The following is a 19,060-nucleotide window of genomic DNA, read 5'->3' as shown; positions in this document are numbered from 1 at the left end:
GGCACGGAACCGGGGCAACAGGACATTTGCGCGATCCAGAGACCAAGATTCCCATCCTGCTGATCGGTTACGCGGTGACCGTGCTGAACACGATGCCGGTCTGGCTGGCGGAGCTGTCGCAAAAAAGCGGCGGCAGCAGCACCGCGGCGGGACTGGTAGCGAGCCTGCTGCTTCTGTCTGCGACGGCCGGCTGCCTGGCCGGGCCGGGTTTGCCGCGGCCGTCCGGGCCAAGGATCGCCGCCGGGACCGTCCTGGCCTGCGTGATTGGCGCTGCCGCGGTTCCGGTCTTCGGACTGGCCTCTCTTGTTGCAGGGTCTGTTCTGGCCGGCGTTTCGATGGGTGTGGTGCTGTCTGTTCCCCTGTCCCTTGGTCTGCACAGCCAAAAGGCGCTGCGGGTGTTCGGGTATGGCATGAGCCTGGGGTGCGTGGTGTCCTTTGTGCTGCTGGTCTTTCTGGCACTGGCGGGATTGAATTCGCTGCCGTTCCTGGCTGCCTTGGCGGGTCTTCAACTGGCCATTCTGGTGCGTTCCGTGCCGGCAGGAGGCCGCCCGGATTACGGAGCTTTTGCCTGGGCGCGGGACATCAGCCTGTTTCCCTTTTTTGTTTTGATGGGTGCCTATTGGGCGTTGCTGGAACTGTTTGCCATTGATCTGGGTGTCCGCAGCCTGAGCGGCTGGCTGGCGGCCAGCCTGCTGTTCTCGGCGCTTGGGTCTTTTCTTGCGGGCCTAGCCTCCAGCCGTCTGCGGCGCTGGCTGCAGCTTGCCGGGCTGCTGATCGCGGCGCTGGCGGGCGGGCTGACTTATGCTGCCTTTTCCGAAACCGCGCTGGGGCTGATGATCCTGTGCAATGCCTTCGGGCTGTTCCTGTTCTTTCCGCTGTATCTGGAAGCCACGGACTCGCCGCCATTCGGGATGGCGCGGTATCTGCTGGGATTTGCGCTCGGCGGCGGTGCGGGCAGCCTGCTGGTTGCCCTTGGCGGATATCCGGCGCTGGCGGTTGCGGTTGCGGTCTCAGGCGCGGTTGCGGTTCCGGGGGTGCTCAGGGCGGGGTCAGGGACGGCCCGGTAGCGATGTTGAGCCCGGCTTTCCGCCAGCCATTGATTGCCGCCGCGCCGTGTTCGGCGCTGATGTTGGTCAGCTCCAGTTCCTGAAGCGCCACCTGCTCGAACTCGGGGAACATCTGCCGCATCTGCGCCACCGCCCGGGCGGCGGCCTGCATGTTGTCCAGCTCCGCGTGCAGCCACGCCAGATGCGCCTGGTACCAGAAAAACTCTGGCATCGGGACCCGCTCCACCTCGACCAGTGCCGCTTCGAAAAACCCCTGGCTGGCATAGAGCCAGCAGCGGGCGTAGTGGTACCAGCCGGGGTGCACCGGGCTGAGGTCGATGGCCCGGTCCAGGAGTTCAACCGCGCGGTCGTATTCGCCGAGGAACAGGTAGCAGGAGCCGATTTCTGCCAGTACATCGCAATGGCCGGCGTTCAGTGCCAGAGCGCGGCCGGCAGCGTCCCGGAAGCCTGCAATGTCCTTTTGATAAAAGATCGCCAGCGCCAGCGTCATCTGCGCAAAGGCATTCAGGCTGTCGCAGGCCACGGCCCGGCGCGCCGCTGCCGCGCAGAGTGCCAGCGCGTCAGTATCCGGACGCGGGTTGATATGATAGCGGTATTCTTCCAGCAGAAGCATGGCGTAGGCCGCCCAGCCCTCGGCTGACTCAGTGTCCGATTCCAGTGCCTGGCATAGGCCGTCGCGGGCCTCTGCGTGGATCGCGGGGTCGTAGCAGCGGTAATATTCGTAGAAGCGGGAGATCAGGCGCAGGGTGTCCCAGGACCGGCTGCGCCCTGCCGGTGCGGCCTGGGCGATCTGCTCCGCCATTTCGCCATGGCGGCTGCCGAGGCGCCCGGCAATCAGCCGTGCGATGTCCTCAAGAATATCGAAGAGGCCGCCAGTGCCGCCGCCGCGGTCGAATTGCTCGGTTGCGGCCAGATGGCCGCTGGCGGCTTCGGTCACCTGAACCGTCACCCGCAAGTGCTCTGCCGAGCGCCGGACGCTGCCCTCGATAACATGCGAAACGCCATGTGCCTGGCTCATCTCTGCGTTTGAGATACCGTCCGTTGCAAGCTGTTCCGTTGTGCGGTGCGACAGCAAGGTGAACTCGCGGAACCGGGACAGGCTGGCGATGGTGTCCTCGGTCAGGCATTCGCCGACAAAGGCGTTGTCCTCGCCGCTGCCCAGGCAGCGGAACGGCAGCACCGCCAGAACAGTCTGGCCGCTGCGGGCGGCAGGATGGGCGGCCCTGGCAGGTTCCGCAACCGGCGCCACAAACCGGAAGCCCTTGCCGTGAATAGTGCGGATGGTGTGCTGGTCGCGGCCATTGTCGCCGACGGCCTGGCGGGCTTCCTTGATCGCGGTTGACAGGGTCGCATCGGTGATGAAGCGGCCGTCCCAGACCGCGCCGGCCAGATCGTCCTTCAGCACCACCCGGTCCCGGTTGCGGATCAGGTATTCCAGCAGCTGCAGGGTCTGCGGTGTCAGGCTTTGCCGGACCCCGCCGCGCGAAATCTGAAACAGGCCGGTGTCGAGCTCGCAATCATTGAAGGTGAATTTCATGCTGTTTCCCGGTTCCGGACTGGCTTTGCAGGCAAGTACTTAGCGCGAAGGCTCAGGGTTTCTCAGGAAAAGCTCAGATCCTGCGCAAGTCTGAGCCCGCGCCGGCGCCTATCCAGATGCTGCACGACATTGCCCGCACCCGGGCTGCAGAATTGGAGAAAGCAGATGAAATACCGTGACGCGCTGCCGCAATTGAATGGCCAGCAAATGATCGCCGATGGCGGGCTGGAAACAACGCTGGTGTTCCATGAGGGGATCAGCCTGCCGCTGTTTGCCGCCTTCATGGCGCTGGAGACCCGCGAGGGCAGGGAGGCCATCGCCCGCTACATGCGCGGGTTTGCCGACCTGGCGGTCCGCAACCGCCGCGGCTTTGTGATGGACACGCCGACCTGGCGCGCCAGTCCGCGGTGGGCGGCGGAACTGGGAGTTGGCAGGGAGCAGCTGGAGGCAGTTCACCGTACTTCGGTCGCAACCCTGCGGGATCTGCGCGACGCGTTGGAGACGCCGCAGTCGCCCTTTGTCATCAACGGGGTGATCGGGCCGCACAGCGATGGCTATGCGCCCAGCGAAATCCTGACCGCGGAGGAGGCGGAAGCCTATCACCAGACGCAGGTTGAATGGTTCGCCGCAATGGGTGCCGACATGGTCTCTGCCATCACCATGACCTATGCGGAGGAAGCCATCGGCATCGTCCAAGCGGCCCGCAGCGCCGCAATTCCGGCGGTGATTTCCTTCACGGTGGAAACCGATGGCCGGCTGCCCTCGGGCCAGAGCCTGCGCGGCGCCGTCGAACAGGTCGATGCCGAGACCGGCGGTGCGGCAGCCTACTTCATGATCAACTGCGCGCATCCCGACCATTTCGCCGGCGTGCTGGCCGAGGGCGGCAAGTGGACCGCCCGCATCCGCGGCCTGCGGGCCAATGCGTCGCGGCTGTCGCATGCCGAGCTGGACGAGGCGGAGGAGCTGGATGACGGCGATCCGCAGGAGTTCGGCGCGCTGCACCGGGATCTGGCGCATCTGCTGCCCAATCTGACTGTCGTCGGCGGCTGCTGCGGCACCGATCACCGCCATGTCGAACACGTCTGCACGGCCGGCCGCCATACCGCCGCCGCGGCGGGCTGAGGCCTCAACCGGACACGAAACGGACTGGAGCGGCAGCCCGCTCCGGCCTTCAAGGGAGATAGGACATGAAACTCTACCAGACCACTTACACGCAATCTGATTACCTGCGGCTTCCGGGCGGCACTTCGGGGACCCGGGCACCGGGACGGACGGGCCTGTGGGCGCGCCTGCTCAATCGGGTGATCCGCGAATGGAAGCTGCGGCGGGACATTGCGCATCTGGAACAGCTTGATGCCCGGCTGCTGAAGGATATCGGGCTTGAACGGCACGATGTCAGGGGCCAGCTGCGCCGCGGACGGGATGTTTACTGGGAGTTCCGGCCATGAGCACGCTGAAGAACGGGTCCAAGGGGCCCCAGGTCAAGGCGCTGCAGCGCGCCTTGAACACTGCCGGTGCAAAACCCGCGCTGAAAACCGATGGCAAGTTCGGCAGCAAGACGGAAGGAGCGGTCAAGGCGTTCCAGAAGAAAGCCCGCCTGAAGGCCAGCGGCATTGCCGGGACCGATACCCTGGCGGCGCTGGGGCTGGGCCGCAAGGCGGTGACGTGGCCGCTGCCGGACCTGCTGCCGGAGCGCCGGGAGGTTGACAAGCACTACATGAAGGCCCGCAAGACCGTGAAGGCGGGTCTTGTTCTGGCATCCGGGCACAAGGCCTATTCCATCCGCGTGCTGCATGACGAAATGCTGGCGGCGGGCGAGCGGCTGGACACGGTTTATGCCGGTGTGGTCAATCCGCTGTGCGATGCGGACTTTCTGCAGCACCGCTTTGACAAGCTGCCTGCCTCCGAGATCAGAAAACGCCAGGCCCTGATCGCACAGGCCAAGAAGACGATGGATCTGTTCAGCAAGCAGTCCGCGGCCTTTTATGGCCATATCATCGAGATCGGCCGCATCGAATCCGAGACCAAAAGCGCAATCAGCAAGCGCGGGCGGGTGGTCTGGCCAGTGCCCGATTACAGCAAGATCTTCAACCGCAACGCTCAGAGGTTAAGGGCGGTCAAGGAACGGATGCAGGAGATTTATAGCGACTGCTACGGCCATGCAGACCCTGAGGTCCACAAGTTTGCCAAAGAGGCGCTAAAGATGCTGTCGAAAACAGACAATGCCTATGTCGAGTACGAAGTGCAGTTTGCGGTTCTCAACGAAACCAAGGAGGCTTTTGAACGCAAATTCACCGAAGTGCGTGATGATGAGCTGCTGAAAATCGCGAAGAAGGCCAAGACGCAATACGCCAAGCTGCTGCAGCTTGCCCGCATCTGCATTGCCCAGCTTAAGTCCTGCTGGGGGATTGAGAAGCGGCACAGGAAAATGATCGGGTTTTCAGCCTGAAGGCAGCGCAATACGAGGGGTCTCCAACGTCCAGTGATGCGCTGCTACATGGCCCGGGATATTTGCCGGGCCAGCTCTGCCAGTGCAAGGGACAGCGCATCAGCGGTGGCGGCGGCACCTTCGCCGCTGACCGGCGTGGCGATATCGAAGCGCTGCACGAATTCCCGCACGGTGCCTTCGGGTGAGGAAACGGCGAATTGGCCGGAAAGCTCAAACAACCCGTCGGCGCGGGCATAGGCCTGATCCACCCGCACATCCAGGCGCACGTCCGGGCCGGTGTTCAGCGGCCAGGGTTCGATGGCTGCGGCGGCGCCGGTGCGCTCGCTGAGGCCGCGGGCCAAGGCTGCGGTCATGCCGCGGGCCGGGTCATCCGCCCATTGCGCGCCATCCAGCGCAAACAGCGCGCCGCCTTCGCCCTCGGCGACAATGTCAGAGGCCGCAGCGTAGGAGGGGAGTGAAACCAGCCGAACCTCGATCGAGCGGGCGCGCAGGTTGGCGACGGTTTCGCCGGGGGCGGAGGAAATCAGATATCGGGGATCGTTGCCGCCGGCGCAGGCCGCCAGCAGGGCAAGAGGGATCAGCAAAGGCAGGCGTTTAATCATCTTATCTTCCAAACAGCAGGGAATTCGGGTCGCGTTCGATCTTGCGCGCAAGCTGCGAAACCGCGCGGGCGGCGGTTCTGATCTCGCGCAGCGCGTCCAAGGTTTCGGAGTTGAAGCTGGAGCGGGCGCCGTAGGAGGCGATCAGCGCTTCGGACTGGGCCACAAGGCGCTCCAGCCGGGCCGAGAGCGCAGGCAGGCCTTCGGCAGCGGCGGCCACTGTGTCGGCGGCCCCGCGGGCAGAGGCCATGGTGGCATTGGCGTTCTCCACCAGCCCGCCCTGGCGCAGTTCCTCCAGCGTGGCCTGCATCTCCTCCAGCGCGCTGGTCAGGGCCGGGGGCAGGGCGCGGGCGTCCTCAGTGCCGATCAGCGCGTCGGCGCTGATCATCAGCTGGCGGGCAGAGCGGATCAGCTCTTCGGTTTCCAGCGAATTGGCCTTGGCCGCCAGGGCGTTGAAGGCGGTGATCAGCGCGGGCAGATCCTCTGCGGCATCGGCAATGCCGGCCGCGGCTTCGCTGCCCTTTTCCAGCGCCGACGCGAGATTGGCAGCGGCGCGGCCCTGCTGCAGCTCTGCCAGAAGGGCGCGCATATCGGCCACTGCTGCCTGCAGCTCACCCGGGAGGGCGCGGGTCCCGGGATCGGTGACCAGCGCGCGGGTGTCTTCCAGCAGCGCCAGGGCGGCGGCGGGCGCCTGCCGGGTGCTGTCAGCGGCGGCCAGATTTTCAATGCTGGAAAGGGTGGCGATGGTCTGGGCCATCAGCTCCTCGACCGGCAGCGCGTTGATGCGGTCCAGCATGCCTTCGGCGGTGGCAGTGAAATCCGGCAGGTTCGACGGCGCACTGGGCAGCTGCGGGAACGGTTCGGCATTGCGGGCAAAATCCGCTGGTGCGGCGTCTTCCAGGGTGACCAGCTCGACGATCAGCTCAGAGCTGAAGAGGCTGGCGGAGGCAAGCCGGGCGCGCAGGCCGTTTTCGACCGCCTGTTCCAGGAAATCGAGCGCCTCGGCCTCGCCCGCGCCGCGCGGCAGGCCCATCAGCGCCGGTTCCAGCAGCAGCTTGGCAATCAGCTGCACCTCAGCCTCGCCGCTGTCACGGATGGAGGCGTTGAGGCTGCTGACCTCGCCCACCTTGACGCCGCGCAGCTGAACGGCGGCGCCGCTGGCAAGACCCGCGACGGACTCGTCAAAGGCGACCGAGACGGCGACGCCGCCGGACAGGGTGCGGGCAAAAGCGGTGCGGCGGGCCGCGGCCTCGTCTGTGTGGATGTCGAAGACGGTGCCGGGGCCGACCGGATTGCCGCCGTCGAACACGGAGCCGAATTCGATGCCGCCGGCCACAAGCGAGGCGATGCTGTCCACGTCCAGCGACAAGCCGCTGGGGCCAATCGAGACTGAGAAGCCGGAGCTGTCCCAGAACCGGGTGGCGGAGTTGATGCGGCGGTCATGCGGCGCCTCGATGAAGGCATCAACGACGATACTGTCGCCGCTGACCGTCAGGCGCGGCTTTTCCAGGCGTCCGACCTCAATGCCGCGGAACAGCACCGGTGCGCCTTCGGACACCATCCGCCCGTCGTCGGTGCGCAGGGTGATCCGCCGCCCGCCGCGTCCTGGCTGTGCCAGCGGCGCCCGGTCAGCGCCCTCGAATACGGTCTGCGGGAGGCCGGGGTCCTGATCCCAGCTGCCTTCGATGTAGACGCCCGACAGCACGGTGCTGAGGCCGGAGATGCCGCGCGCCGAGACTTCCGGGCGGACCACCCAGAAGGCAGCATCTGCATCCAGATAGGGGGCGACATCCTTGTCGATGCGGGCCTGCACGGAAACCTTGCTGAGATCACTGGAAAAGCCAACCTTCTCAACCCGGCCGATCACCACGTCGCGGTAGCGCACGGTGGTTTCATTGGCGGCAATGCCGGAGGCGTTTTCGAAGCTGATGGAAATCAGCACACCGCGGTCGGAATAGGCCTGCCAGGCTACCCCTAGCGACACCAGCAGGGCGGCCAGAGGCACCAGCCAGACCAGCGACAGGTTGCGCCAGGGTGAGGGGCGCCGGGCGGAGACTTGCATCGGGGCGGGATCAGGCGTGGTCATTCAAATTCTCGCTTTCCGCAGCCCAGATCAGGCGCGGATCAAAACTCTGGGCGGCCAGCATGGTGAAGGCAACCGATATTGCAAAACTGACCGCCGCCATGCCGGGGGCGATGGCAGCGGCAAAATCCAGCTGCACCAGGGCGGTCAGGATGGCCACCACAAAGACGTCAATCATCGACCACCGCCCGATAAATTCAACCACCTCATAAAGCACCAGGCGGCCGTGGCTGCCAAGGGCCGCGGGCCTGCGGACCGAGACTGCGAGGTAACCGATGGCCAGGAATTTGGCGACTGGGATCACAATGGAGGCCAGGAACACAATCAGCGCCACGGCATAGGAGCCGTGGCTGAACAGTTCGGCGATGCCGCCGATCAGGGTGTTCTCGGAGGTGCGGCCAAATGCGGTGGTGCGCAGCATCGGGTAGAGATTGGCGGGCACATAGGCGATCAGCCCGGCGGCCAGCCAGGCCCAGACCCGCTGCAAGCTGTATGCAGCGGCGGGTTGCAGCGGGCTGCCGCAGCAGGCGCAGGCCTGTGCGCGACCCGGGTTGGCGGCGCCGCAGGCGCGGCAGCCGGCCAGCCCCGCCGCCGCTGCGGTCAGGAAACGCTGCGGGTTCTGAGGGTCTTCCATACGGTCAGCCTGCAAATTGCGTTATCGGTCAGGATGGTCACCACCAGAAGGGCGGCAAAAGCCCAGAAGGCCGGACCCAGCCCGACCCGTGCCAGGCCGGAGACTTTGACCAGGGCCACGGCCACACCGATGATGAAAATCTCCGCCATTGCCCAGGGCTTCAGCCGTTCGGCCCAGCGGTAGGCGGCGAAGGCGTGCGGGGCGGGGCGCCAGCCCAGGGCCATCGGCGCCAGGGTATAGACAAGTGCGCCGTAACGTGCGGCGGGCAGCAGCACGATCAGCAAGCCGGTTGCCAGCGACAGGGGCGCCATCGGGCCTTGTGAAAAGGCCAGCACTGCGTCCAGAACCGACGCCTGATGCGACAGACCCTGGGCGCTCAGCTCCAGAAACGGAAAGACCGCCGCGGCGGCCAGCAGGATCAGCGCAGTCAGCGAAAGCATCGCAATCCGGGTCATGGCGCCGGACTTCGGCGCCGCCAGCACCGTGCCGCAGCGGGCGCAGCGGGCCACGGAATGGGCAGGCACGTCCTGGTCGCGGTGCAGCACGTCGCAGGTGGGGCAGGCAATCAGCTGTTTAGAGTCCATTCTACCTGTCTCCGGTCGCGGACGCAGGCCGCTGCGCCTCCCTGGCAGCGGCTGGTGTCCTGTCGCCCACTTGAGGCCTGGAACGCAAGAATTTCAATCGGTTTTTGCCGGCAGGCAGGGCAGGTGGGCCGGTTGTGCGCAGCTGCGCGGAGGCCGTATCTGCAGCTGAGTGCGCGGACCGGCGGCGGGCGCAGGCAGGCAATAGCCTGGTATTTGCAATAAATGCAGGAGGCTGGCGGCACTGCCGGCGCCGCCGATTTCGCCATTCCTTAAGGTTTCGGCGGAATTCTGGCTGTTGCAGTGTAAGCCGGCCCTGGAGAAACCGATGTACCGTATTCTGGATTGCCTAACGCAGCAGCACAACTATGTGCTTGTGGCCGTCGCGGCCCTGGTCTGTGTCACCGGGGTCTGCCTGAGCGTGCGCCTGACCAACCGGCTGAATGGCGCGCGGGAGCGGCGGCGGCTGGTGCAGCTGGGCCTGTCGAGCATGATCGCCGGGGCAACAATCTGGTCGACGCATTTCATTGCGATGCTGGCCTATGAGCCTGGGTTTGAGCATGGCTATGAACCGCTGGTGACCGGCCTGTCGCTGCTGGCAGGGGTGCTGGGGGTGCTGGCGGCCAACACGGTGCTGGCCTTTGGTACCGGGCGCCATGCGGCGCTGCTGGCCGGGGCGGTGTTCGGGCTGGCGGTTTCCGTGATGCATTACACGGGCATGCAGGCCTATTTGATCCCGGGCGAGCTGCAGTGGGAACCTGGCTACCGGGCACTGTCGCTTGCAATAGGCATGGGATTGGGCGCCTGGGGCTACATCTTCGCCGCCCGGCCGGGGCTGGGCAGGCGGAACTGGGTGCTGGCAACGGTGCTGCTGGTGGGGGCCATCTGCGGCATGCATTTCACCGGCATGAGCGCCATCAATGTCCGGCTCAGCCCGCTGGTGGACGTGCCTGAGGAAGTCATTTCGGATGCGGTGATGGGAATGCTGATTTTCGGGGTGATGGGGCTGATCCTGCTGGTCGGCTTCGCCTCTGCCAGCATCGAGACCAATGTTGAGAGCGAAGCGCGGCGGAAACTGGCGCATGCGGCCCTGCACGATCCGCTGACCGGAATGCCCAACCGGATGTGGCTGACTCAGTTCCTCGCCGATCTGGCGGAGCGCCTGCAGAAGGACGAGACCGAACGCGCGGCGGTGCTGACCATCGACCTGAACCTGTTCAAGGAGGTGAACGACCTGCATGGCCACGCGGTTGGCGACCAGGTGCTGCAAGCTGTGGCCCTGCGGCTGACCCGGCAGCAGGGGCCGGATGAGTATATCGCGCGGGTTGGGGGCGATGAGTTTGTTGCGGTCAAACAGGGGTTCCGGCGGATCGAGCAGGTGCTGGCCTTTGCCGAACGGTTGCACGCCTCGGTCATCGAGCCGATCGACCTGGCGGATGTTTCGGTCCGGGTGGGCGCGGCCATCGGGGTGGCCACCAGCCTGAAGGAGGGCCGCGATCCGCTGGAGCTGCTGCACAAATCCGATCTGGCGATGTACCGGGCCAAATCAGATCCGTCTGGTGCGATCTGCCAGTTCAGCGAGGACATGGACCGCCAGAGCCGGGAAAAGCTGCAGCTGGTCCACGATCTGCGGCTGGCTTGCGCCGGCGGGCAGTTCGAGCTGGCCTACCAGCTGCAGAATGACATCACGAGCCTGGAGCCGGTTGGCTTTGAAGTGCTGCTGCGCTGGAACCATCCCACCCGCGGCCGTGTCGGGCCGAGCGAGTTCATCCCGGTGGCTGAGGAAACCGGCCTGATCCGCGAGATCGGCCATTGGGTCCTGCGGGAAGCCTGCAAGGAGGCGGCAACATGGGAACGGCCGTTTCAGGTGGCGGTCAATGTCGCGCCGCAGCAGCTGGTGCAGCCGTCCTTTGTCGAGGATGTGATGGATATTCTGCTGGAAACCGGCCTGTCGCCGGAGCGGCTGGAGCTGGAAATCACCGAGTCCAGCATCATCGACGACCAGGCGCATACCCTGAAGGTCATGCATCAGCTGAAAGACTACGGTGTCCGCATTGCGATGGATGATTTCGGCACCGGCTATTCCTCGCTGGCCACCCTGCAAACCTTTCCGTTCGACAAGATCAAGATCGACCAGAGTTTTGTGAAGGGCGTGCACCGGAACGCGCAGAGCGCGGCCATTGTCCGCTCGACGCTGCTGCTTGGGTCTGCCTTGAACATTCCGGTTCTGGCCGAAGGGGTGGAAGACCAGGATGAGCTGCATTTCCTGCAGGCGGAGAAATGCGCCTCTGTCCAGGGGTTCTATTTCGGGACTCCGATGAGCCAGGAGGAAATGCGGCGGATTGCCTGCGGCGAAGGCGGTGACGTCAGGAAGCACTCGGCGTGACGCAAGGCCAGGGTCCCGGGGCGGCGGTCCGGAGTGAAACTGCCGCAGGGGATGCAGCGCCTGCGGCAAGCTGCTAGTCTCCCGGCCGGGCGGTTGCGGGGAGCACGGGTTTGGCGGATATTGATTTTCTTCTGGACGGCGGCGGCGATGGCTGTCCGACCGTTCTGCTGGCACATGGCGCGGGGGCGCCCATGGATACTCCGTTCATGGCGGCAATCGCTTCGGGCCTTGCAAGCCGGGGGCTGCGGGTGGCGCGGTTTGAATTTGCCTATATGGCGGCGCGGCGCAGCGGCGGGGTGAAACGGCCGCCGCCAAAGGTGGACCTGCTGCAGGCGGAGTTTCTCAGCGCGGTCAGCCGTTTCGCCTGCGAGGGCCCGCTGATCATCGGCGGTAAATCCATGGGAGGCCGGGTGGCGAGCCTGGTTGCTGACGGGCTCTTCGCTGAAGGGCGCATCTGCGGCCTTCTTTGCCTTGGCTACCCGTTTCATCCATCGGGCAAGCCTGAGCGGTTGCGGACAGCGCATCTGGAGACGCTGAAAACGCCTGCGCTGGTCTGTCAGGGCAGCCGCGATCCCTTCGGCACCCGGGAAGACGTGGCGGGCTACGCGCTGCCGCCTGCAATCAGCCTGTGCTGGCTGGAGGATGGTGACCACGATCTGAAGCCGCGCAAGACGGTGACCGGATTCGGGCAGGAGCACAATCTGGAGGCGGCCTGCGCGGCGGCTGCCGGCTGGGCCAAGGAGCTGGCGCAGGAAAGTGCGGGCAGGCCCGGGAGCAGAGGCCGTGCACCCGGCGGTTAGTGTTCCGGTGCAGGCGGTTCGATGATCCGCCAATAACGGTCCATCATGTTGACAAGCTGCAGGAAATCGCGCCCGGCGGTTTCCTTGGCGATATAGCCCGCGGCGTTCAGGTTGTAGGCTGCTGCAATGTCCTGCTGATCGCTGGACGTGGTCAGAAAGAACACCACCGAACTGTGCAAGTCCGGGTCATTGCGCAGCTCCTTGACAAGCTCGATACCGTTCATCCGGGGCATGTTGATATCGGCCAGCAGCACATAGGGCGGTTTCAATCTGGCCTGGCCGCCGGTGCCGCGAAGGAGGTCCAGCGCGTCGATGCCATCAATGGCCCGGGTGATTTCATTTGCGATGTTGGCCTTGCGGAAGGCGCGCCGCACCGCCTTGGCATCGCCGTCATCGTCATCCACCAGCAGGATCTTCAGCTCTTTCTGGAGGGGGGGAGCGCCGGTACAGCCCTGCATGTCAGTTGCCCTCCGTTGCGGCGGGCCGCTGCTTGGGCCAGGTGAAGCGGAATGTGCACCCCTCCCCCAAAGCGGACTGCACGGAGATCGTGCCGCCCGCCTGCTGCACATGTTTCTGAACAATGGAGAGGCCCATGCCGCTGCCCTCCACCTTGTCCCGCGACTGCAGGGTCTGGAACACCTTGAAGATCTGCTCATGGTATTTTGCTTCGATGCCGGGACCGTCGTCAGCCACTGAGAAAACCCAGTGGCTGCCTCCATCCTGCAGCGTCACATCCACGGCGCCGGTGCCGGATTCACTGTGCTTGATCGCGTTGGAGATGAGGTTGGCAAAGATCTGTTTCAGCGGCATGTTCACCAGCTGGATGCCCTCGAATGCGGGGTCTATGCGGATCGTGAAACCCTCCGGCTGGTCAACCAGCAGCAGCACCTCCTGCATCAGCTCAGACCCCGGCATCTGCTGCTGGTACCGGTGGTCGGTCTTGCGCCCGATCCGGGAGTATTCGAGCAGGTCGTCGAGCAGCCGGTCCATCCGTGACACCCGGGAGCGGAGCAGCTGCAGGTTTTCGCGGCTGTCCTCGTCCAGGGTTTCCGCCAGATCCTCCTCCAGCCAAGTGGAGGCATTGTCGATCACCCGCAATGGTGCCCGCAGATCGTGCGAGGCCACATAGGCAAACTCATCCAGGTCCCGGTTTGACCGGGAAAGGTCCTCAATAAATTTTTCCCGCTCCGCCTCTTTGCGCTTCTGTTCGGTGATGTCGCGGACAATGCCGCTGAACAGGATGTGATTACCCACCCGGACCTCGCTTACGGATACCGTGAGCGGGAAGATGCTGCCGTCCTTGCGCTGGCCCTGCACCTCGCGGGCGGCGCCGATGAATTTTGGCTGCGCGGTTTTGAAATAGGTGCTGATGTCGCCGTCGTGTCCCGCCCGGTGGGGGGATGGCATCAGCATGCTGATGTTCTTGCCTGCCACCTCCGCAGCACTGTAGCCGAAGATCTTCTGGCTGGCGCGGTTGAAGTCCTGAATTCTGCCCTGGGTGTCGATGGTGATCATCCCTTCGATACTGTTGTCGTGTATCGCCGTGAGCTCAGTCTGTTTGCGTTCCAGGGAAATCAGAGCGGTTTTCTGGCGGCAGACGACATAGGCAAAGGCCCAAAGCGCCAGAACTGTCAGCCCTCTGTTGGTCAGAACGACCCATTCGTTGATGCCTGCACGGTGAAACAGCACATAGCCAAGCAATGTCAGTGCGGTTGCCGCTGCTGCATAGACATAGGCGGTTTCGGGTTTTTCTGCCCAGATGGTGCAGAGGACAACCCCGGCATAGATCAGCCCGGCCGCTACCCCCAGCGGTGTCAGGTAGTCGAACAGAAACCCGGCGGCTACCATAAAGGCTGCAGCAAAATGGGCGCGCTGTTCAGTCGAAAGGGGCCAGAGCGGCTGCTGATGGGCGCGGGTTTGGGGGGCAAATGTCATATCTGTTGCGGTCCCTTTTTCGATGCAGATGCCAGAAACCCGGCAAAAGCGATGGTTTGCCGCGGGCTGATTGCCTGATCACGTTACAGTTTCAGTCCGCCATATCAAGAAAAATGCAATCTAAGGTTGTTCTTGAGGATGAGCGCATGCCAACAGTGAGGCGGCTGTTCTGCGGTCTTCTGTTCTGATTGGGGCCATGAGAGCTGACCCTGGTTATCAAATTGCAAATACGCACAACTCAGGGTGGTTGCGGCGTGCTTTTTGATGCTGTCCTCACGGAGGCTGCGGCCAAGGCGTTGCGCGGTGCTGCAAAGGGGAGCGGTCAGGGCCGTTCCGGGCCTGCAAGGGGCGGCAGAGGCAAACCTGCCGGGGTTAAGAATTTTCTCTCGGTTTGACGCTAGCTTTGCGCGACTCCCTTTAGAATCAGGAACGTGCAGAGAGGTAGAATGTTTTTCAGATCCAAGCCGGCCAAGCCCGCAGAACAGGCCAGCAGCGCCGAAATCATTGGCGGAATGGTCGACCGCACCCAGGCCACGATCCAGTTTAAGCCGGACGGCACCATTTTGACCGCAAACGCCAATTTCCTGGCTGCGATGGGTTACAGTCTGGAAGAAATTGCGGGCAAGCATCACGCGATGTTCGTCGCACCTGATCTTGCAGCCAGCGCGGAGTATAAGGCGTTTTGGCAGGAACTGGCGTCGGGCCGGGTGTTCACCGATCAGTTTCCGCGGGTGACAAAGACCGGGGAGACCATCTGGATTCAGGCAACATATGCGCCGGTTACAGGGCCGGATGGCACCGTTGTGCAGGTGGTGAAAGTCGCAACAGAAGTAACTGTGCGCCGCCGCGGACTGCAGGAAATTGCGCGCGGGCTGGACGCGATGAGCCAGGGCGACCTGGGAGTCCGGGTCACATTGTCAGAGCAGGCGGATATTGCGGCACTGGGCGAGGCGTTCAACCGGTCAGCTGAGCAGCTGCAAACGGCACTTGGTGCTGTTACCCAAGTATCGGATGCGGTGGGGCGCACGGCGGATGAGATCTCGCGTTCGGCCAGCGACCTGTCGCAGCGCACCGAGAGCCAGGCTGCGACGCTGGAGGAAACCGCGGCGGCCATCGAGGAGCTGACCTCTACCGTGCATTCCGCGGCCGAGGGCGCAGAGAAGGTGGAAGGCATCGTCAGCGAGGCCAAGACCGCGGCGGAGCGCAGCGGACGGGTGGTTGAGGATGCGGTAGCGGCGATGTCGCAGATCGAGAATTCCTCGGAGGAAATCGCCAAGATCATCGGCATGATCGATGACATCGCTTTTCAGACCAACCTGCTGGCGCTTAACGCGGGTGTTGAGGCAGCGCGGGCCGGCGATGCGGGTCGCGGGTTCGCGGTTGTGGCCTCCGAGGTGCGGGCGCTGGCGCAGCGCTCTGCCGGGGCAGCAGGCGAGATCAAGCAGCTGATCAGCGAAAGCAAGAAGCAGGTGGCCAGCGGTGTTGACCTGGTGGGCCGCACCGGTGCGGAGCTGAAGCAGATCATCGGCAGCGTCGGCACCATCTCCAGTCACATCAGCGGCATTGCCACCGGTGCCAAGGAGCAGGCTACGTCTCTGAGCGAGATCAACCTGGGTGTTTCGCAATTGGATCAGGTGACCCAGCAAAACGCGGCGATGGTGGAAGAGACCTCTGCCGCCAGCCATCAGCTGTCGTCCGATGCCAGCCAGCTGACCCGCGAAGTGTCCAAGTTCAGCGGTTGCGGGGCTGCGGCCCCGGCGGCAGATGTGATCGCCTTCCAGCGCCCGGCACCGGCACCTGCGCCAGAGGCGCTGCCCGCGGCGCAGGGCTGGGATGACTTCTGAGGCTGCTGATTGAGACCGGTTCCAGGAAGCCTCGCGGAGTTACCTGAATTGACGTGTTGACACGCCCCGCCGGTGCCGCAACGCTGGCCGCAAAAATGACGGGGTGTATACATGGACAGCCAGGATGCGGCTGCATATCCGCTGATCCGGCGGGCTGGGCTGAGCGGCATTCTGGTCAGCTTCGGCGGCAGCCTGAATGAAGCCTCCAACCGGGCGGCGCTGGCTTTCCGTACCGCGGTTGAGGCGCTGAAGCTGGAGGGCGTGGTGGAGACCATGGCCTCGCTGGCTTCGGTCTTTGTCCGGTTTGAACCGTCACTGCTGCCGCACGAGAGGCTGGAGGCGGCGCTGCAGGAGCTGCTTGCAGTGCAGGACTGGCTGCAAGCGCCGCTGCCGGTAGGGCGCCGGTTCTGGCGGGTGCCCACCGTTTACGGCACCGATCTGGCGCCGCAGCTGGGGGAGGCTGCGGATGCCGCGGGGATGAGCGAAGCGCAAGCCATTGACAGTCTGAGTGCGGCGCGGGTGCGGGTGCTGACCATCGGCTTTGCGCCCGGCCAGCCCTACCTCGGCTCCCTGGGGCCGGAATGGGATCTGCCGCGGCAGACAGAACTGACCCCGATGGTGCCACGTGGTGCGCTGGTGCAGGCGATCCGCCAGTTCGTGCTGTTTTCCAACCCGGCGCCAACAGGCTGGCGCCATGTCGGCCAGACCGGGATGACACTGTTCCAGCCGGGTGCAGAGCAGCCCTTTGCCTTGCGCCCCGGTGACGAGATGCAGTTTGAACCGGTGTCCAAGACGGAGTTCCTGAAGCTCTGTGACGCTGACCCGCTGCGCGGCGGAGCGGCAGCGCAGGAGATCCAAGCATGAGCGGCCTGAAAATTCTCCGCATCGGCCCGGCTGCATCGGTGCAGGACATGGGCCGCCCCGGACTGCTGGGGCAGGGGATATCCCAGGGCGGTGCCGCGGACACCCTGGCGCTGGCCGAAGGCGCGGCGCTCTTGCGGCAGGATCCGGGTCTGGCGGCGCTGGAAATGGGCGGCATGGGCGGCGAGTTTGAGGCCACCGGCCCCTTGCGCATTGCCCTGACCGGCGCGCCGATGGCGGCGGCGCTGGATGGCGAAGCACTGGCCTGGAATGCCTCGCACCGGATGGAGGCTGGCCAGCGCCTGACCATTGGTGCTGCCCGCTCGGGCGTCTACGGCTACCTGCATCTTGGCGGCGGCATCGCCACCGGGCCGTTGCTGGGCGCCCGTGCCGTGCATGTGATGGCCGGGCTGGGCCGGACGGCAGAAGCCGGCGGCCTGCTGCCAGCGGACCCGGATCAAAACAGTGAAACCGGGCTGGTGCTGGCGGCTGACGAGCGGTTCAAGGGCGGCGAACTGCGGATCGTGGAAAGCTTCCAGAGCCATCTGTTCCCGGAAGAGGTCCGCGCCCGTTTCGCCGCCACGGGTTTCAGCCGCGGCAGCCGCGCCAACCGGATGGGAGTCGAAATGGTTTCGGAAGGGGAAGGGTTTGCCGCCGAAGGCCAGCTCAATATCCTGTCCGAGGTGATCCTGCCCGGTGATGTGCAGATGACCGGCGACGGCAAGCCCTTTGTGCTGCTGCGTGAGTGCCAGACCACCGGCGGCTATCCCCGCATCGGCACCGTGCTGCCCTGCGACTTGCCCAAGGTGGCACAGGCCCAAGCCGGCGCTGCGCTGCACTTTCGCTGGGTCAGCCTGGAGGAAGGGCTGGAAATCCAGGCCAAATTCGAAAAATCACTCAAAGGCCTGCCTGCAGCCTGCCGCCCGCTGGTGCGCGATCCTGCGGCGGTCCGGGACCTGCTGTCCTATCAATTGATCAGCGGGGCCGTCTCGGCGGAGGCGGACCCTTATGCGACGGGAGAAACCGCATGACCAAAACAGTCGACCTGAACGCCGACATGGGCGAAAGCTTCGGCCCCTGGAATATGGGCGATGATGCCGCGCTTCTTGGCATCGTCTCCTCCGCCAATATCGCCTGCGGCTTTCACGCGGGCGATCCGGATGTGATGGCGCGGACCATGGCGCTGGCGCGGGACAATGGCGTCGGCATCGGCGCCCACCCGGGGTTCCTGGATTTGCAGGGCTTCGGCCGCCGCCGGATGCATGTGCCGCACGGCACCCTGGCAAATATGATCCGCTATCAGCTGGGCGCCGCCTGGGGCATGGCGCAGGCTGCCGGCACTCAGGTGCGGCACCTGAAATTGCATGGCGCGCTGTCCAATATGGCCTGCGTCGATCACGCAATGGCGCGGGCCTGCTACGAGGCGGCGCTGGATGTGGACCCTGACATCATCATCATGGTGCTGGCCGCAACCGCCATGGAAGAGGTGGTGCGCGAGCTGGGCTGCAACTGGTGCGGCGAGATCTTCGCCGACCGCGCCTATAATGACGATGGCACCCTGGTGGACCGTTCGCAGCCGGGGGCGGTGATCCACGACCCGGACCTGGCCGGGCCGCGCATCCTGAAAATGGTCCGGGAGGGGGCGATCATCACCGAGAGCGGCAAGCGTATCCCGGCGGCGATCGACACCATCTGCCTGCATGGTGATACAGCCGAGGCAGTGGAACTCGCCGCCTCCGTCCGCAGCAGCCTGACCGCAGGCGGGATCGCAATCCGGCAATTCCCTGGCCGCCGGGACTGAGGCGCGGCAAGGGACGCACTTGGGGGTGCAGGGTCTGAGGCAGATTTTTTGGCCTCAGACCGGGAAAACCCCGGGAATCGCGGCGCTTGCGCCATCGGATTCGATTCCAGCCGACTCGCTGGACTCCGTCCGGCTTGTATATGTTACGGTCATACCCCCCAACATCTAGTGGGGCGCAATCAAAGGGCGGTTCTGCCTGTTCTCTCCCGGCCCGCTGAAAGCCCGTTTCCCCGCCGCGCGCGCAGCTTTTCCTGGGTCATAACTACTTGAAAAATATTGATTTATTGCCGCCGCAAGCAAAAAGTCATAGAAACTTCAAAAAAGGGGTTGCGACTCTCCGGCGCTAACCATAGAACACCCCTCACCGGCGGCGCTGAGGCGCTGACGGTCACCACCGAGGGTTAGCTGGAACGGCGGCGCAGCAAGAAATTGGAGCGCAGCCGGGATTGTTGTCTCTCAGAGGTGATGCTCTTTGACATTGAT

The 19,060-nt window shown here is 64.6% G+C and carries 17 protein-coding genes; 10 read left to right on the top strand and 7 right to left on the bottom strand.

Annotated features, from left to right (window positions below; all coding sequences use genetic code 11):
* Positions 1 to 26 precede the first annotated feature (26 nt).
* Positions 27 to 1,067 carry a hypothetical protein gene (locus RA25_RS17940; protein ID WP_039174234.1) on the top strand — a complete coding sequence of 347 codons (1,041 nt, stop codon included), beginning with the start codon at positions 27 to 29 and terminating at the stop codon, positions 1,065 to 1,067.
* On the opposite strand, the gene RA25_RS17935 is transcribed toward RA25_RS17940, so the two are convergent.
* Positions 1,039 to 2,604, bottom strand: coding sequence for a winged helix-turn-helix domain-containing tetratricopeptide repeat protein (locus RA25_RS17935; protein ID WP_039174232.1), 1,566 nt, complete (start codon positions 2,602 to 2,604; stop codon positions 1,039 to 1,041). The two genes, RA25_RS17940 and RA25_RS17935, sit on opposite strands and share 29 nt — an antisense overlap.
* A 165-nt stretch (positions 2,605 to 2,769) precedes the next feature.
* On the opposite strand from RA25_RS17935, the gene RA25_RS17930 reads away from it, so the two are divergent.
* The 3 genes from RA25_RS17930 to RA25_RS22205 all read left to right on the top strand — a co-directional run bounded on the left by RA25_RS17930 (position 2,770) and on the right by RA25_RS22205 (position 5,053).
* Entirely contained in the window at positions 2,770 to 3,726 is a 957-nt protein-coding gene (locus RA25_RS17930; RefSeq protein ID WP_039174230.1) for a homocysteine S-methyltransferase family protein, read from the top strand.
* A 65-nt stretch (positions 3,727 to 3,791) separates the two neighbouring features.
* Positions 3,792 to 4,052: a DUF1127 domain-containing protein gene (locus RA25_RS17925; protein ID WP_039174228.1), complete on the top strand. Its 261-nt coding sequence runs from the start codon at positions 3,792 to 3,794 to the stop codon at positions 4,050 to 4,052.
* On the top strand, positions 4,049 to 5,053 hold the full coding sequence (locus RA25_RS22205) for a peptidoglycan-binding domain-containing protein (protein ID WP_052254288.1): 1,005 nt from the start codon (positions 4,049 to 4,051) through the stop codon (positions 5,051 to 5,053). Before RA25_RS17925 ends, RA25_RS22205 begins: the two co-directional genes overlap by 4 nt.
* A gap of 44 nt (positions 5,054 to 5,097) precedes the next feature.
* On the opposite strand, the gene RA25_RS17915 is transcribed toward RA25_RS22205, so the two are convergent.
* Genes RA25_RS17915 through RA25_RS17900 form a run of 4 tightly spaced genes read right to left on the bottom strand, consistent with a single transcriptional unit; the run spans position 5,098 to position 8,953 of the window.
* Positions 5,098 to 5,655, bottom strand: a complete 558-nt coding sequence (locus RA25_RS17915) for a PqiC family protein (protein ID WP_039174226.1) — start codon at positions 5,653 to 5,655, stop codon at positions 5,098 to 5,100.
* Between the two features lies 1 nt (position 5,656).
* The gene (locus RA25_RS17910; RefSeq protein WP_052254287.1) at positions 5,657 to 7,738 is read right to left on the bottom strand and encodes an MlaD family protein; all 2,082 of its coding nucleotides are present in this window, start codon (positions 7,736 to 7,738) and stop codon (positions 5,657 to 5,659) included.
* Positions 7,725 to 8,369 carry a paraquat-inducible protein A gene (locus tag RA25_RS17905; protein ID WP_193747992.1) on the bottom strand — a complete coding sequence of 215 codons (645 nt, stop codon included), beginning with the start codon at positions 8,367 to 8,369 and terminating at the stop codon, positions 7,725 to 7,727. The genes RA25_RS17910 and RA25_RS17905 overlap by 14 nt, the downstream gene beginning before the upstream one ends.
* The gene (locus RA25_RS17900; RefSeq protein WP_039174224.1) at positions 8,336 to 8,953 is read right to left on the bottom strand and encodes a paraquat-inducible protein A; all 618 of its coding nucleotides are present in this window, start codon (positions 8,951 to 8,953) and stop codon (positions 8,336 to 8,338) included. The genes RA25_RS17905 and RA25_RS17900 overlap by 34 nt, the downstream gene beginning before the upstream one ends.
* Before the next feature lie 325 nt (positions 8,954 to 9,278).
* Between RA25_RS17900 and RA25_RS17895 the strand changes: the two genes are divergently transcribed.
* Both RA25_RS17895 and RA25_RS17890 read left to right on the top strand, forming a co-directional pair.
* Positions 9,279 to 11,336: a putative bifunctional diguanylate cyclase/phosphodiesterase gene (locus RA25_RS17895; protein ID WP_039174222.1), complete on the top strand. Its 2,058-nt coding sequence runs from the start codon at positions 9,279 to 9,281 to the stop codon at positions 11,334 to 11,336.
* 110 nt (positions 11,337 to 11,446) lie between these two features.
* The gene (locus RA25_RS17890) at positions 11,447 to 12,136 is read left to right on the top strand and encodes an alpha/beta family hydrolase (protein WP_039174220.1); all 690 of its coding nucleotides are present in this window, start codon (positions 11,447 to 11,449) and stop codon (positions 12,134 to 12,136) included.
* On the opposite strand, the gene RA25_RS17885 is transcribed toward RA25_RS17890, so the two are convergent.
* Both RA25_RS17885 and RA25_RS17880 read right to left on the bottom strand, forming a co-directional pair.
* Positions 12,133 to 12,594 (bottom strand): response regulator, encoded by a 462-nt coding sequence (locus RA25_RS17885; RefSeq protein WP_039174218.1) that lies wholly within the window; start codon positions 12,592 to 12,594, stop codon positions 12,133 to 12,135. The two genes, RA25_RS17890 and RA25_RS17885, sit on opposite strands and share 4 nt — an antisense overlap.
* 1 nt (position 12,595) lies before the next feature.
* The gene (locus RA25_RS17880) at positions 12,596 to 14,071 is read right to left on the bottom strand and encodes a sensor histidine kinase (protein ID WP_241477442.1); all 1,476 of its coding nucleotides are present in this window, start codon (positions 14,069 to 14,071) and stop codon (positions 12,596 to 12,598) included.
* 446 nt (positions 14,072 to 14,517) lie between these two features.
* On the opposite strand from RA25_RS17880, the gene RA25_RS17875 reads away from it, so the two are divergent.
* The 4 genes from RA25_RS17875 to RA25_RS17860 all read left to right on the top strand — a co-directional run bounded on the left by RA25_RS17875 (position 14,518) and on the right by RA25_RS17860 (position 18,577).
* The gene (locus RA25_RS17875; RefSeq protein ID WP_039174216.1) at positions 14,518 to 15,915 is read left to right on the top strand and encodes a methyl-accepting chemotaxis protein; all 1,398 of its coding nucleotides are present in this window, start codon (positions 14,518 to 14,520) and stop codon (positions 15,913 to 15,915) included.
* 111 nt (positions 15,916 to 16,026) lie between these two features.
* The gene (locus tag RA25_RS17870; RefSeq protein ID WP_019296445.1) at positions 16,027 to 16,779 is read left to right on the top strand and encodes a 5-oxoprolinase subunit B family protein; all 753 of its coding nucleotides are present in this window, start codon (positions 16,027 to 16,029) and stop codon (positions 16,777 to 16,779) included.
* Positions 16,776 to 17,807 (top strand): 5-oxoprolinase subunit C family protein, encoded by a 1,032-nt coding sequence (locus RA25_RS17865; protein WP_039152062.1) that lies wholly within the window; start codon positions 16,776 to 16,778, stop codon positions 17,805 to 17,807. Before RA25_RS17870 ends, RA25_RS17865 begins: the two co-directional genes overlap by 4 nt.
* Positions 17,804 to 18,577, top strand: a complete 774-nt coding sequence (locus RA25_RS17860) for a LamB/YcsF family protein (RefSeq protein WP_039174215.1) — start codon at positions 17,804 to 17,806, stop codon at positions 18,575 to 18,577. The genes RA25_RS17865 and RA25_RS17860 overlap by 4 nt, the downstream gene beginning before the upstream one ends.
* Positions 18,578 to 19,060: the final 483 nt, after the last annotated feature.

This window comes from Leisingera sp. ANG-S5 (assembly GCF_000813925.1).
GTDB lineage: Bacteria > Pseudomonadota > Alphaproteobacteria > Rhodobacterales > Rhodobacteraceae > Leisingera.
Note: the sequence above shows the minus strand (reverse complement) of the source record. Positions and strands in the feature narration are given on the sequence as shown.